Raw genomic sequence first — 14095 nt, 5'->3', positions numbered from 1 at the left:
CATGAAACCCCTGCAATCCCTGGTCGTGCTGTTGCTGGCCGTGGCCATCGGCGTGGTCGCCGCGCAATGGCTCGGCGCCGATGACCTGAACCGCTTCGGCGAAGTGACCCTGCGCTACGGCGGCTACGACTATCACAGCAACCTGCCGAAGGTAGCGCTGCTGGCGGTGATCACGGTGCTGGTGCTGTGGCTGCTGTGGAGCCTGATCGCTGCACCGTTCCGTGCCTGGGGCCGCTACCGCCGCAAGCAGGGTCGGGTGCGCCTGATCGACGGCCTGCAGGCCTACGAGCATGGCCAGTGGCAGCGTGCGGAGAAGCTGCTGGACGGCGCCGCCAAAGACCCGGAAGTGAGCGCGGTGGCACTGGCCACCGCCGTGCGCAGCGCGCAGGCACGGGCCGACGGCCCCGCCGGAGAGGCGCTGCTGCAGCGCCTGGGTGAAAGCGACGCCACCCTGCAGGCGCTGCTGCGCGCCGAACAGCTGCTGGCGCGCGATCTGCCGGTCGATGCGATCAATGCGCTGGACGTAGCGGCGATCCAGCCGCTGCCGCCGCGCGGCCTGTGGCTGCGTACCGAAGCGCTGGCACAGGCCGGCCGCGCCCACGAAGCGTATGGCCAGCTGGGTGCGCTGCGCCAGAGCAAGGTGCTGCCGGCCGACGCGAACAGCGAACTGGAAGCACGCCTGGCCGCACAGGCGCTGCTGGAAGCGGCCGACGTCAACGCGCTGGCCGCACAGTGGGAGGCCACGCCGAAGGCACTGCGCCCCACCCCGGACGTAGTGGGCGCCTATGCCAGCCGTGCGGTGGCGCTGGACTGGGATGAGCCGGCGCTGCTGGCGCTGGAACAGGCACTGGACCAGCGTTGGAATGACGATCTGGTGGCGCTGTATGGCCGCCTGCCCGCCGAGCGCCTGGCCACCCGCCAGGCCAATCTGGCGCGCTGGCGCAACGTGCATGACGGCTCGGCCGCCCTGCGCCTGGCCCAGGGCCGCGTGGCCCTGGGCCAGCAGCAATGGGATGCCGCCGATGCGTTCCTGCACGAGGCCATTGCCGCGGGCGCCGGTGCACCGGCGTGGGAAGCGCTGGGTGAAGTGTTCGCGCAACGTGGCGAACACGCGCTGGCCGCGCAGTGCCTGGCCAATGCGCTGCGCCTGCAGCGCGGCGAGGACAGCGTGGAACTGGTGCGTGGCACCGAGACGCCGCTGCGCGCCACGGTGGAGGAGCAGCCCATCGTTGCACAGCCGCCGGTGTATGACGCCAACGAAGAGCGCGACGAGTTCGGTAATCCGCGGTTGCCGTGAAGCGTGCCGACCAACGGTCGGCACCCACCGGTGCAAAAAAGAACGCCGCCCATTGGGCGGCGTTTTCGTACCAGCGCTGCCGGCCAGCGGCCGGCACTACCGTGATGCTCAGCGTTCGACGATCGCCACCACGCCCATGCCGCCGGCGGTGCAGATCGACACCAGTGCGCGGCCACCGCCGCGTTCGGCCAGCTGCTTGGCTGCCGTGGCGATCACGCGTGCGCCGGTAGCGGCGAACGGGTGGCCGGTGGCCAGCGACGAGCCCAGCAGGTTGATCTTGTCCGGGTCGATGCGGCCCAGCGGCGCGTCCAGGCCCAGGCGGTTGCGGCAGTAATCCTCGCTCTCCCACGCACGCAGGGTGCACAGCACCTGTGCAGCGAAGGCCTCGTGGATCTCGTAGATGTCGAAGTCCTGCAGGGTCAGGCCGTTGCGCTTGAGCATCTCCGGCACCGCGATGGTCGGTGCCATCAGCAGGCCTTCGCCATGCACGAAGTCCACTGCCGCCACGTGTGCGTCACGCAGGTAGGCCTGCGGCTCATGGCCATGCGCGCGCGCCCACTCTTCGCTGGCCAGCAGTACCGCAGCGGCACCGTCGGTCAGCGGGGTGGAGTTGGCGGCGGTGAGCGTGCCACGCCCGGAAACCTTGTCGAACGCCGGCTTCAGCGTGGCCAGCTTTTCCAGCGAGGTATCCGGACGCAGGATGTTGTCGCGCTCGACGCCACGGAACGGTGCGATCAGATCGTTGAAGAAACCGCGCTCATAGGCAGCGGCCAGCTTCTTGTGCGAGGACACCGCCCACTCGTCCTGCGAGTCGCGCGAGATGTTCCATTCCTTGGCCATGTCCTCGCAGTGGTCGCCCATGCTCTTGCCGGTGCGCGGCTCGGCCACGCCCGGGAACTCGGGCTTGAGCTCGGAGAACTTGAAGCCGGAAGTGAGCGCGCGGATCTTGTCGCCAGTGCTCTTGGCGCGGTTGGCGGCCAGCAGGCGCGCGCGCAGCTTCTTGCCGTAGACGATCGGCACGTCGGAGGTGGTGTCCGAACCGCCGCCGATGCCCGATTCAATCTGGCCCAGCGCGATCTTGTTGGCCACGGTGATGATGCTGTCCAGCGAGGTGCCACAGGCGCGCTGCAGGGTGATGCCCGGGGTCAGCGGCGACAGGCCGGACGACAGCGTGGCTTCACGGCCCAGGTTCCAGTCGCTGGAGTGCTTGATCACCGCACCCATCGCCACTTCACCCAGCTGCTGGCCGTGCAGGCCGAACCGTTCGACCAGCGCGCCCAGCGTACGGACCGACATGCCGAGGTTGCCAACATCCGAATACGCGGTGTTCTGGCGGCAGAACGGAATGCGGACGCCACCGAGGATGGCGACGGGACGAGCGTTGGGCATGGAGATACCTGGCATGGATGAGGGTGTCTGCAACATGGCCTGCACGACGGAGCAGGCATAATGGAGCCAAGTGTAGCTGCCGCCCTGTGATGGGCCAACCGTGGAACCATGAGCAAACCCGACCCCGCGATGAATGCCCTTGGCGTGCTGGCCCTGGAACTGGCCGGCGGCGAAATCCCCCGCCAGGCGGTACTCAGCGCCGAACAGGCCGGTGAACTGGCCGATCGCGTCGGCCGCGACCTGTCCAAGCTGGTGCCGCAGGTGGCCGAGCTGGACCTGGTGTTCGCCGCCGCCCATTTCGACCCGGCCGAAGTGCTGCGCCCGGGCTGGCCGATCCATCGCCGGCTGGAAGAACTGCAGATGCGTGCGCCGGGCCGCAACCAGGGCCCGCGCCTGCTGGCGTTCGGTACCGACGCCCAGGGTGACGTGCCGCTGCCGTTCCAGGCCGATGCCAGCCTGGTGGGTGGTGGCCTGCGTGTGGTGCCGTTCCTGCTGACCGGCAGTGACGTGGCCACCACCCATGCGGTGGCCGAGGCGCTGGAAGATACGCTGCTGGCCAACGGCATGGCCCATGCCGACACCGCGTTGATGGCGCAGAACACCTTTGGTGCCCGCATCGAGCACGCACGCTATTTCACCGTGAATGATCTGGCCGCGATGATGTCGATGCAGTACGACAACCAGGGCCTGGCCGCACTGTGGCCGCTGATCGAGACCGCGATCATGGCGCCGGGCGAGGACGAGTGGCTCAATGCCGCGCCGGAGCCGCTGCTGCGCTATACGCATGGCGAAGCACGCATGGCGCTGTTCGACCCAGCCGGTTGGTGCGCGCACTACAGCCACAGCAAGAACGACTGCGATCGCCTGAAGGGCATCTACGAGCAGTTCCTGATGCGCCAGCGGCAGATGGCCGCCGTGCTGGAAGCACATGGCGTGCCGGTACTGTTCGTGCACTGCGAGGCCGGCCAGGACGCACGCGAGCTGCTGGCGCGCTGATCTGCGGATCCGCACCGCCGGGCATGGCCCGGCGCTACCGTGCAATTGCGTTTCGCCGGGGCGCGACCGCCGTGCGTATTGCTGTAGCGCCGAGCCCATGCTCGGCTCAGGCCGCCGGAAGAGCAGCCGAGCGCGGGCTCGGCTCTACAGAAAGCGATGCAAAGAAAAACGCCGGCTTGCGCCGGCGTTCTTTGTTTCTTACGGGGCCTTCTGGATCACCGCACAGGCCAGGCGCGCGCCGGCGTTGCCGGTCGGCTGGGTCTTGTAGTCGTCCGCATCGGCGTGAACGATCAGGCCGCGGCCGATGATGTCGAAATCATCACCCTTGCCGATGTTGACGTTGCTCGACACCGGGCCGTCGATGGTGGCCACGCCCTTGTCGTCGGCCTTGATGTTGGGCATGTCGCCGCCGTGGTGCGGATCGGTGGCGACGTTGCCATGATCCTGCTTGCCCGGGTTGAAGTGACCGCCGGCGCTCATGCCGTCCGGTGCGCTGCAGTCGCCCTTCTCGTGGATGTGGAAGCCATGTTCGCTGCCCGGCTTCAGGCCGGTGATCTGGCCGGTCACGTGGACCTTGCCATCAACCACCTTGAAGGTGACGCTGCCCTTGGTCTCGTTGCCCTGGGTCGGTGCCAGTTCGGCCGTTGCCGAAGCATCGCCCGTCGGTGCAGCCGCCGGTGCCGGGGCTGCAGCCGGCTCGGTGGTGGCGCCGTCAGCCGGCGCGGCCGGCGGGGTTTCAGTCTGCGGCGCGGCGGGCTGCTGGTTGCAGGCCGCCAGGCCCAGCGCGGCGATGGCCGCAAACAGCGAAGTGTGGATCAGACGCATTGGAATCTCTCCCTCGATGATGCCTGCAGTGATCAGCGGACCACCCGGATCACGCCACAGGCGATGCGGACGCCGGCATTGCCGGCGGGCTGGCTGCGATAGTCGTCGGCGTTGGCATGCACGACCAGTGCGCGTCCGGCGATATCGGTGGCGGCGCCTCCGCCAAGGGTAACGCCCTTGAGGTGGATATCGACGTTGGCGCGGCCCTGGGCGTCGGCACGCAGATTGTCCATGTCGCCCAGGTGGTGCTTGCCGGTGCCGGCGCGGCCATGCGCAGCGCCACCGGGATTGAAGTGATTGCCGGCACTGCTGGCATCCACCGCACTGCAGTCGCCGCGCTCGTGGATGTGGAAGCCGGCCTGCTGCATCGGCTGCAGGCCACCGATCAGGCCGGTGATGTGGATACCGCCGGGCTCCACCATCAGTGCGATGCGGCCACTGACAATGCTGGCCGAGGCCGGCACAAGATTGGCCTCGCCCTGCTTCGCTGCGCTGACCACGGTCGGCGGCGGCGGAGTAGGTTCGGTCTTTTTCGGCGCACTGCCACAGGCAGACAGCAGCACGGCGGCGGACAACGGCAGGATGGCAAAGGACAGACGCATCGAAGACTCCTTGCAGGTGACACTAAGCATTGCATCGTCCATGAACGATCAACGGTTCGGCAAGCGGGCGCGAGGATCGCGTGCAGGGACCGTTCAATGGCCCGCGCGGCGGCGCCCGGCGCCCAGCTTGCGGGTAAGGGTATTGCGGCCCAGGCCCAGGCGGGCAGCGGCTTCGGCGCGGCGGCCATGGGTAATCTGAAGCGCCGCTTCCAGCAGCGCATGGTCGACCCGCTCGCGCACCTGCGCATGCAGCCCTTCCACACCTTCGGCCAGCTGGCGGCGCGCCCATTCGGCCAGCAGCACTTCCCACTGGCCTGGATCGGCACCGCTGATGCTGCCGCGACGGCCCCGCGTACGGTTCAGCGCGGTATCGACGTCGGCCACGCCGATGGTGTCAGCGGCGGCCAGCGCGGCCATCCGCCAGCACACGTTTTCCAGTTCGCGCACGTTGCCGGGCCAGTCGTGTTCGCGCAGCGCCTGCAGCGCCGCGGCGGTGAGGCGCTTCGGTGGCGTGTCCAGCCTGCGTGCGGCGGCGGCCAGGAAGGTGCTGGCCAGCTGTGCGATGTCCTCGCGGCGCTCGCGCAGCGGCGGCAGCTGCAGGCGCACCACGTCCAGGCGATGCAGAAGGTCGGCACGGAACTTCCCCTGCGCGACCAGCCCTTCCAGGTCCTGGTGGGTGGCGGCCACCACGCGCACATCGACGCGGATCAGTTCGCGGCCACCGACGCGGAAGAACTCGCCCTGCGCCAGCACGCGCAGCAACCGGGTCTGCAACGGCAGCGGCATGTCGCCGATCTCGTCAAGGAACAGCGTGCCACCGTTGGCCTGCTCGAAGCGGCCGATATGGCGGCGCTGCGCACCGGTGAAGGCACCGGCCTCGTGGCCGAACAACTCGCTTTCCAGCAGCTCGGATGGGATTGCAGCGGTATTGAGCGCGACGAACGGACCCTGCGCGCGCGGCGATTCGCGATGCAACGCATTGGCCACCAGCTCCTTGCCGGTGCCGGTCTCGCCGGTAATCAGCACCGCCAGCGGTGCCTGCGCCAGGCGACCAATGGCGCGGAACAGCGCGCGCATCGGCGGCGTATCACCCACCAGTTGCGGCGGCTGGTCGCTGGGCGTTTCGGCGGCGGGGCTGGGAGCGGCCAGCGCGGGCGCCACCGCCGGCAGGACCCGCTGCGCCAATGCCACCGCATCGTCCAGGTCGAACGGCTTGGACAGGAATTCATGCGCGCCGCCGCGGAACGCACCGGCCGTGCTGGCCACATCGGTATAGGCCGACATCACGACCACCGGCAGCTGCGGCAACGCGGCCTTGAGCTTGTCCAGCAGCACCAGGCCATCGTCGCCGGGCATGCGCACATCGGTGAACAGCAGCGCCGGCGGCGCGCCTTCGCCCAGGGCCTGCAGGGCAGCCGCAGCGCTGTCGAAATCGACAACCTGGTAGCCCGCCTCGCGCAGCGCGGTGCACAGCACGAAGCGCACGGCACGATCGTCATCGACCACCCAGATGCGCTGCGCGGTGGTGGGGAACTCAGACATCGCGCGGGGCCTCCTCGGCCGGGGCGGCGCCGTTGCCGATCGGCAACAGCAGGGTGAACACGGTATGGCCCGGGCGCGAGCGGTAGGTCAGCGTGCCGCGATGCTCGCGCGCCACCTGCTGGGCCAGCGCCAGGCCCAGCCCGGTGCCTTCGGCGCGGCCACTCACCAAGGGCAGGAACAGGTGTTCGGCCAGTTCCTCCGGCACGCCACGGCCGTCGTCGGCGATCTCCAGGCGCAACGCCAGCGTGTGCAGCTGCTCGGCGATGCGCACGCCATGCTCCACGCGGGTGCGCAGGGTGATGCCGCCGGCACCGGCCTGGATCGCGTTGCGCACCAGGTTCCACACCGCCTGGGTGAGGCGGTCGGCATCGCCATGGAATTCGGGAATGCTGGGGTCGTAGTCACGCTGCAGGCGTACCGCCCAGCCGGCCTCGTTCTCGGCCAGGCGCAGCACGCGCTCGAGCGCGGCATGGATGTTCAGTTCGGCATGCGGTGCGGCCGGGGCCGGCGACAGCAGCTGGTCGAGCAGGCCGTTGAGGCGCTCGATCTCCGAGCCGATCAGCTCGATCAGCTCGCGTTCGCTGGCCTCGCGCTGGGCCGCGCGGCGGGCCAGCAGCTGGGCCGCACCCTTCAACCCGGCCAGCGGGTTGCGCAGCTCGTGGGCCAAGCCCTTCAGCGCCGCGCTGAGCGCGCTGGGCAGGGCCTGGGTCGGGTCCAGCCCGGGGAATTCATCGACCGGATGCGCCTCCAGCAGCCAGCCACCATCGTCGCGGCGACTCATCCAGCCCTCGGCGAAGCGCGGCGCTTCGCCGGGCACCGCCAGCGCCAGCCGGTTCAGGCGCAGGCTGTCGCGCTCATCGCGGGCAAGGAAATGGGCCAGTGCCTCACCCTGCACTTCCAGTGCGGCCAATGGCTGGCCCAGCAGGCGGCGCCCGCTGACGCCCAGCCAGCGCCCGAAGGCCGGATTGCAGCCGATGATGCGGCCATCGGCCCCGGCCCAGGCCAGCGGCGTGCCCAGGGCATCGAGGGACGGCGGGGGAGAGGGGTCGGACATTGCACCAATGTAGTGCAAAACGCGGGGTTCGGGGTCGGAGCCTTTCCTCGCGGAAAGGGATCTGACCGCATGCGCTGCGGGGTCCGGGGTCGGATCCCTTTCCGCCTGGAAAGGGCTCTGACCCCTGCCGCAGGTCGAGCAGGCTCGACCACGACCACATGCGTGGCCGGTTACAGCTTCATGTTGAGGCCGACGAACACGCTGCGGCCCGGGGCCGGCGAGAACATCGGGCGTGCGCTGTCCCAGAAGAAGCTGTCGTACCAGGCGTAGGCGTACTCGCGGCCGGTCACGTTCTTCAGCTGCAGGTCCACGCTGAAACGCGGGGTGAGTTGGTAGGCCGCGCTGAGGTCGAGCACGGCGAAGCCTCCGAACTTGCCGGCCACGTTGCGCTCTTCCAGGTAGTAATCGCCCTGTGTACGCGCCTGCAGGCCCAGCCGCAGCGCATCCGTGGCGCGGTAGTCCACGCCCAGGTTGCTGATGTGGCGCGGGGTGGCGGCCACTTCCCGGCCCTGCAGGGAAATGCTGGCATCGCGGTCGTCGCGGGTGATCTTCGCCTCCTGGTAGGCGTGCGACGCCCATACCGTCCAGTCGTCGCCCAGCTGCAGGCTCAGCTGCGCATCCACCCCGCGCCGGCGGGTCTTGCCCAGGGTGACCGTGGTGCCGGTGGCCGGCATGTTGGACACCTCGTTTTCCGCGTCCTGCTGCCACACCGCCAGGCGTGCCTGGCTGCCGGCAAACGGCTGGAATTTCAGGCCCAGCTCCATGCCGGTGTTGGTGGACGGCTGCATCGGTGCCTGCCCTGGGGTGAGGTAGGCCGGTGCGGTGGAGCCGGTCAGCACCTGGAAGGTGCGGCCCCAGTTCGCGTAGACATGGGTGGTCTGGCCCAGGCTGTGGATGACGCTCAGCTTGGGCTGGCCGATGCTGCCGTAGTCCTGCAGGCGGCCGTTGACGCCGTTCATCAGGTGGGTGCTGCCACTGAAGCGATCGATACGATAGGCCGGCACGATCTTCCAGGCCTCGACGGGCTGGTAGACGGCCTGCACGTAGGCGCCCCAGTTGTCGAAGCTGTGGCGATCATTGTTCTGCACCCGCGCTGGCGGCTGGCTGAAATCAGTGGGTTCGGCGTAGGCGTAGCGCTCGCGGAGGTAGCCGTTGTCCTGCTGCTCGTAGTTCAGGCCACCTTCGACGGTGAGCGTGGGGCTGGCCTGCCAGGTGAGCGTGCTGAGCAGGCCATGCTGCCGCTCGTCCCACACGCGGCGCTGGCGCGGCAGGTTGCCGGTGGGCAGGTCGCTGAAGGTCACGCGGCGGTCGTCTTCGTAGCGGTTGTAGTACAGCCGCGTGCCAAGGGTGAGTGCGTCGGACAGTTTCATGTCCAGGTGCGCGGCAAGCTGGCGCATGTCGCGGTCATCACCATCGTTGCCGTTGCGCAGCTCGCTGCCACGGCGGTGCGTGCGCAGCTCGTCGGCGGTCATGAAGCCGGGTTCGTCGGCTTCGTGGTGGTACGCACGGGCGGTCAGGCCCACGCGCAGGCCGTCGTCCAGCGAGCCATGGAACCACTTGCCGCCCAGCGAATATTTCTTCGAGGTGTCGTGGTCGCGGTAGCCGTCGCTGGCCTGGGTGCCGACGAAATAGTTCTGCGCGAAGCCATTGGCTTCACGGCCGACTGCCAGCTGCGCATCGCGGGTGTTATAGCTGCCGTAGGCCAGGCGCGCATCGGTGTAGCTGCCACCCTGGCGCGTACCGAAGTTCACGTTGCCGCCGATGTTGTGGAGGCCGTAGCGCGGGTCGTTGGTACCGCGCACCACTTCGATGTAGCTGATGTCCAGCGGGAACAGCATGTCGATGAAGCGCTGGTTGCCGCTGTTGACGTTGCTGGGGATGCCATCGATCAGCGTCTTGATGGCATTGAGGTAGCCCTCACCGTTGAAGGCGCGGAAGCTGACCTTGCCCGATTCGGCGCCCTGCCGGGTTTCGGTGAGCTGGATGCCGGGCATCTGCCCGAGCAGTTCCCAGCTGTGCGAGACGTTGCGGTTTTCGATCTGGTCTGCACCCAGGACGTCCACCGAGGTCAGTACCTGATGCGCACTGAGCTGGCCTTCGCCGTGCTGGTGCACCTGCACCTTGCCGAGAGTGAGCGCGGCGTCGGCCGACTGTGCGAAGGCTTCAGGAGCAAACGGTGCGGCGGCGAGGGCGGCCACAAGGGTGGGAGTCTTCATGGGAAGGGGCGGCTACTATAAAATGTAATTATATAACATTTCACATGTAGCCGTTGTAGAGTCGAGCCACGCTCGACTCTACAAAGACGGGTGGCGAGGGGGACTACACCGGGTAGCCAGTGGCTTCCCGTGCCTTCTTCCAGGCGGCTTCGAATTCACGCGCGGAGATTTCGTCGTCCTCGTCGAAATCCAGGAACGACACCGGCTGGTCGGCCAGCAGGAAGCGGTCGTCGCTGTGGGCATGCTCGTCGGCCCAGACCATCTTGGTGCCGTAGATTTCCACCTGCCGCACGATCTTCTCGCCACGGGCTTCCATCAGCACGTTGCCCTTGCCCAGGCCCGATTCGGCCCAGTGCTTGTAGTACTTCTTTGCGGCGGATTTCGCGCCGGATCTTGCGTTGTGCTTTGCGTAGGTCATTGCAGGAGCCCTGGCCGCAGGCGCGGCCGGAAAGTACGGAATGGCGCCATTATCAGGCATCCGGGGTCAGAGCCCTTTCCTTTGGAAGGGATCCGACCCTTGCCGGTTCAGTTCGGCAGGGGCACGCCCTTCGGCCACAGCATCCAGATGTTGCCCTTCTGCTTCATGTCGCCAGCCAGCTTGCCGGCGGCATCGCCGCTGCCCCAGTACAGGTCGGCGCGCACTTCGCCGGCGATGGCGCCGCCGGTGTCCTGCGCAGCCACCGGGCGCACCACCGGGGTGCCGTCCGGGCGCGTGGTGGACAGCCACAGCAGGCTGCCCAGTGGCACCACGGTGCGATCCACCGCCACGCTGTAGCCGGCGGTGAGCGGCACGTTCAGTGAACCCCGTGGCCCCTCCGGGCTGTCCGGGTTGCGCACGAAGAACACGTAGCTGGGGTTGCTGCGCAGCATTTCCGGTACGCGCGCGGGGTTGGCCCGTGCCCAGGCGCGGATCGCGTCCATGGTGACGTCTTCCTTCTTCAGCTGACCCTGGTCCACCAGCCAGCGACCGATGGCGCGGTAGGGGTGTCCGTTCTGCTCTGCATAGGCCAGCCGAATCTGCGTGCCGTCACCCAGGCGCACCCGGCCGGAGCCCTGGATCTGCAGCAGCTGCAGGTCCATCGGGTCGGTCAGCCAGGCCAGCACCGGCGCCTTGGCGCCCTTGGCCGCGATGGTGCCGGCGTCGTCATAGGGCTTGAGCACCTTGCCTTCGACGCGACCGCGCAGGCGCTTGCCCTTCAGTTCCGGGTAGAGGCTGTCCAGTTGCACCACCACCAGATCATCCGGCGTGCCGTAGACCGGCACCGTCGCTTTGTCGGTGCGGGTGAGGCTGCCGGGGTAGATCGGCTCGTAGTAGCCAGTAATCAACCCGTCGGCCTGGTGGCCGCCGGCACGCAGCGCGTAGGCATCGAGGTCGCGCTGCAGGAACTGGCGGATCGCGGCCGGGTCCTTGTCTGATACTGCGACGGCAGTGGCGCAGGGTTTGGCCCAGGCAGCGTCGTTTTTCAGGCGGGCGCAGCTGCTGCGCCAAGCCACGAAGCCGGCCTGCAGATCGCTGTCCGAGACCGCTGGCAGGGCTTTCCAGTCGACCTTGGCGTAGGTGGCCGCCGGCGACGAGGTCGGCGTCGGCGCTTCGGAGCCCGTGCGGGGAGCGGTGGTGGCGCAACCGGCGAGCACCGCCGCTGCCAACAGGGTCCAGTGCTTGCGCTTGAAGAAGGTAGCGGAATCGATCATGCCGCCATGGTGGAGTGCTGGCCGCTGGGCGGCAACCCAGCGCGGGGTCAAGCGTTCATGCGCGGGGTCACGGCATCTGCAGCAGCAACGAATGCAGGATACGGGCGTCCTCGGCATCCAGCGTCTTCGGCAGGTCGTCGCGGCCACGGAAGCGGCGGTGGAAGGCGGCGACGGTGGCTTCGCGGTTGTCGAGCGGATAGCCGAAGCGGGCCAGCGCATTCCACGCGTCGAAGCCTTCCGGTGCCGCGCCGTCGGCCGCGCGCGGCCAGACGCCGAAACCGGCCTCGGCCAGCTGTTGCCACGGGAAGAAGCGGCTGGGATCCTGCTTGCGCGTCGGCGCCAGGTCGGCATGGCCGATCACCTGGCGCGGCGGGATGTTCAGGCGCGTGGTGAGATCACGCAGCAGCAGGATCAGCGATTCGATCTGCGCCGCGCTGAACGGGCTGCGGCCATCGTTGTCGAGCTCGATACCGATCGAAGCCGAGTTGAGATCGGTGATGGTGCCCCAGCGCCCGGCGCCGGCGTGCCAGGCGCGGCGCTCATCGGCGACCAGCTGGTAACGATGGCCATCGGCGCCGATCAGGTAGTGCGCACTGACCGGCCCGCCGCTGTTGGCGGTGCGCAACGTATGCAGGCTCTGCTGCACCGATTTCTGCTCGGTGTGGTGGATGACGATGATGACCGGCGTGCGCGCGTTCTGGTTGGGTGATGGCACCCAGGTGGCGAGCGGGTTGCGCGTCTCTCGTGGCGTGGAAGCGCAGGCGGCCAGCAGCAGGCAGGCCGAGAGCATCACAGTGGTGCGGATCGGGTGCATGGCCTGATTGTGCGTGATCAGGCGCGATGATGCATGCCACAAGGTAGATTCTGTTGATCCGCGCCAGGCGTGGATGCGCCACTCGGGCTGTGCCGACCAACGGTCGGCACTCACCAGAGCAGACCCAGACCCTGTGCCAAGCAAGCTTGGCACCTATCAGAACCAGGACGGGGAAGTGCCGACCAATGGCCGGCACCCACCCCGTCCGTGCACCGCTGCCTCAGGCCTCGTAGGCAGACTCGCCGTGCGAAGTCACATCCAGGCCGGTGCGCTCTGCTTCCTCGGTCACGCGCAGGCCGACCACGACCTTGACCACCAGCAGGATGACCGCGGTCACCACCGCCGACCACAGTACGGTCAGGCCGACGCTGACCACCTGCACCCACACCTGGTGGGCGATATCCAGATCGGCCTTGGTACCGCCCAGCGACTGTGCACTGAACACGCCGGTGAGGATCGCGCCGACGATGCCGCCGACACCATGCACACCGAACACGTCGGCAGTGTCGTCCACCTTCAGCAGGCGCTTGAGACCGGTCACGCCCCACACGCAGACCACGCCGGCGACGAAGCCGATCACGATCGCGCCAAGCGGCCCGACGGTGCCACAGGCCGGGGTGATGCCGACCAGCCCGGCCACCGCACCCGACGCCGCACCCAGCGCCGATGGCTTGCCCTTGCCGATCGCCTCCACCAGGGTCCAGCCAAGCACGGCAGCAGCGGTGGCCAGCACGGTGTTGAGGAAGGCCAGCGAGGCCACCGTATCGGCGGCGGCGGCGGAACCGGCATTGAAGCCGAACCAGCCCACCCACAGCAGCATGGCGCCGATGTAGGTAAACGGTACGTTGTGCGGCTTCAGCGCGGTCTGGCCGTAGCCCAGGCGCTTGCCGACGAACCACGCGCCGACCAGGCCGGCCACGCCCGCATTGATGTGCACCACGGTGCCACCGGCGAAGTCGATCGCGCCCAGTTCACCCAGGTAGCCGCCGCCCCAGACGATGTGTGCCATCGGGATGTAGCTGAGGGTGAACCACAGTGCCGAGAACAGCAGTACCGCACGGAACTTGATGCGCTCGGCGAAGGCACCGACGATCAGCGCGGTGGTGATGCCGGCGAAGGTCGACTGGAAGGCGACGAACAGGTAATCCGGCAGGCCCTTGATCGGCGTGTTGCCCACCGAATCCGGGGTGAAGCCCTTGAGGAAGGCGAACTCGGTGAACGAACCGAAGAATGGATTGCCCGCGCTGAACACCGCGCTGTAGCCGTAGGCCACCCACAGCAGCAGCACCAGCGAGAACACCACCAGGATCTGGCTGAGCACCGACAGCACATTCTTCGAACGCACCAGTCCGCCGTAGAACAGGGCCAGACCCGGCACCACCATCAGCAGCACCAGCAACGTAGAGGTAAGCATCCAGGCGACGTCGCCACGATCATAGGCGGCGGCCGCTTCGGCCACGGCCGGCGCAGCGGCGCTGGCGGCCGGATCGTGCAGCGGCTCGACCGCCACGCTTTCGCTCGGCAACGGCGAGACCTGGGCCTGGGCGTGGGCGCTGCCCGGCCAGGCACCGGCGGCCAGCGCGCTGAGCAGCATCAGCAGGCACACCAGGTGGAACCGGGCTTGCCACCCGGTGAGAAGGCGCATCTTCATGGGGGGAATCTCCGGAA

12 protein-coding genes are annotated in these 14095 nt (G+C 68.2%); 2 read left to right on the top strand and 10 right to left on the bottom strand.

The annotated features are described in order from the left end of the window. Position 1 precedes the first annotated feature (1 nt). On the top strand, positions 2-1297 hold the full coding sequence (locus ACZ75I_RS00570) for a heme biosynthesis HemY N-terminal domain-containing protein (RefSeq protein WP_188241380.1): 1296 nt from the start codon (positions 2-4) through the stop codon (positions 1295-1297). Between the two features lie 108 nt (positions 1298-1405). On the opposite strand, the gene ACZ75I_RS00565 is transcribed toward ACZ75I_RS00570, so the two are convergent. Further along, positions 1406-2701: an acetyl-CoA C-acetyltransferase gene (locus tag ACZ75I_RS00565; RefSeq protein ID WP_152908679.1), complete on the bottom strand. Its 1296-nt coding sequence runs from the start codon at positions 2699-2701 to the stop codon at positions 1406-1408. A 93-nt stretch (positions 2702-2794) separates the two neighbouring features. Here ACZ75I_RS00565 and ACZ75I_RS00560 point away from each other — a divergent pair, with 93 nt between their 5' ends. Further along, positions 2795-3682 carry a hypothetical protein gene (locus ACZ75I_RS00560; RefSeq protein WP_472958568.1) on the top strand — a complete coding sequence of 296 codons (888 nt, stop codon included), beginning with the start codon at positions 2795-2797 and terminating at the stop codon, positions 3680-3682. Between the two features lie 198 nt (positions 3683-3880). Here ACZ75I_RS00560 and ACZ75I_RS00555 read toward each other — a convergent pair whose 3' ends face one another. The 9 genes from ACZ75I_RS00555 to amt form a co-directional block, all read right to left on the bottom strand. After that, positions 3881-4507 carry a superoxide dismutase family protein gene (locus ACZ75I_RS00555; RefSeq protein ID WP_053497798.1) on the bottom strand — a complete coding sequence of 209 codons (627 nt, stop codon included), beginning with the start codon at positions 4505-4507 and terminating at the stop codon, positions 3881-3883. A 32-nt stretch (positions 4508-4539) separates the two neighbouring features. After that, positions 4540-5109: a superoxide dismutase family protein gene (locus ACZ75I_RS00550; protein ID WP_472958567.1), complete on the bottom strand. Its 570-nt coding sequence runs from the start codon at positions 5107-5109 to the stop codon at positions 4540-4542. Between the two features lie 93 nt (positions 5110-5202). Then, entirely contained in the window at positions 5203-6651 is a 1449-nt protein-coding gene (ntrC, locus tag ACZ75I_RS00545; protein ID WP_472958566.1) for a nitrogen regulation protein NR(I), read from the bottom strand. Continuing rightward, on the bottom strand, positions 6644-7705 hold the full coding sequence (locus ACZ75I_RS00540; RefSeq protein WP_061479397.1) for a two-component system sensor histidine kinase NtrB: 1062 nt from the start codon (positions 7703-7705) through the stop codon (positions 6644-6646). The genes ntrC and ACZ75I_RS00540 overlap by 8 nt, the downstream gene beginning before the upstream one ends. A 170-nt stretch (positions 7706-7875) precedes the next feature. Next, positions 7876-9921, bottom strand: a complete 2046-nt coding sequence (locus tag ACZ75I_RS00535) for a TonB-dependent receptor (RefSeq protein ID WP_472958565.1) — start codon at positions 9919-9921, stop codon at positions 7876-7878. A gap of 103 nt (positions 9922-10024) precedes the next feature. Then, positions 10025-10339, bottom strand: coding sequence for a hypothetical protein (locus tag ACZ75I_RS00530; protein WP_049435786.1), 315 nt, complete (start codon positions 10337-10339; stop codon positions 10025-10027). A 107-nt stretch (positions 10340-10446) separates the two neighbouring features. Continuing rightward, entirely contained in the window at positions 10447-11613 is a 1167-nt protein-coding gene (gene mltA, locus ACZ75I_RS00525) for a murein transglycosylase A (RefSeq protein WP_346476343.1), read from the bottom strand. A gap of 67 nt (positions 11614-11680) precedes the next feature. Further along, complete coding sequence (locus ACZ75I_RS00520) at positions 11681-12427, bottom strand: N-acetylmuramoyl-L-alanine amidase (protein WP_346476344.1); 747 nt, start codon at positions 12425-12427, stop codon at positions 11681-11683. Between the two features lie 220 nt (positions 12428-12647). Then, positions 12648-14078 (bottom strand): ammonium transporter, encoded by a 1431-nt coding sequence (gene amt / locus ACZ75I_RS00515; protein WP_134968126.1) that lies wholly within the window; start codon positions 14076-14078, stop codon positions 12648-12650. Positions 14079-14095 lie beyond the last annotated feature (17 nt).

It is taken from the genome of Stenotrophomonas sp. X (assembly GCF_055721025.1).
Note: the sequence above shows the minus strand (reverse complement) of the source record. Positions and strands in the feature narration are given on the sequence as shown.

Coding starts and splice junctions, on each gene's coding strand:
- ACZ75I_RS00570 (WP_188241380.1), top strand. CDS start 2: ATGAAACCCCTGCAATCCCTGGTCGTGCTGTTGCTGGCCGTGGCCATC.
- ACZ75I_RS00565 (WP_152908679.1), bottom strand. CDS start 2,701: ATGCCAGGTATCTCCATGCCCAACGCTCGTCCCGTCGCCATCCTCGGT.
- ACZ75I_RS00560 (WP_472958568.1), top strand. CDS start 2,795: ATGAGCAAACCCGACCCCGCGATGAATGCCCTTGGCGTGCTGGCCCTG.
- ACZ75I_RS00555 (WP_053497798.1), bottom strand. CDS start 4,507: ATGCGTCTGATCCACACTTCGCTGTTTGCGGCCATCGCCGCGCTGGGC.
- ACZ75I_RS00550 (WP_472958567.1), bottom strand. CDS start 5,109: ATGCGTCTGTCCTTTGCCATCCTGCCGTTGTCCGCCGCCGTGCTGCTG.
- ntrC (WP_472958566.1), bottom strand. CDS start 6,651: ATGTCTGAGTTCCCCACCACCGCGCAGCGCATCTGGGTGGTCGATGAC.
- ACZ75I_RS00540 (WP_061479397.1), bottom strand. CDS start 7,705: ATGTCCGACCCCTCTCCCCCGCCGTCCCTCGATGCCCTGGGCACGCCG.
- ACZ75I_RS00535 (WP_472958565.1), bottom strand. CDS start 9,921: ATGAAGACTCCCACCCTTGTGGCCGCCCTCGCCGCCGCACCGTTTGCT.
- ACZ75I_RS00530 (WP_049435786.1), bottom strand. CDS start 10,339: ATGACCTACGCAAAGCACAACGCAAGATCCGGCGCGAAATCCGCCGCA.
- mltA (WP_346476343.1), bottom strand. CDS start 11,613: ATGATCGATTCCGCTACCTTCTTCAAGCGCAAGCACTGGACCCTGTTG.
- ACZ75I_RS00520 (WP_346476344.1), bottom strand. CDS start 12,427: ATGCACCCGATCCGCACCACTGTGATGCTCTCGGCCTGCCTGCTGCTG.
- amt (WP_134968126.1), bottom strand. CDS start 14,078: ATGAAGATGCGCCTTCTCACCGGGTGGCAAGCCCGGTTCCACCTGGTG.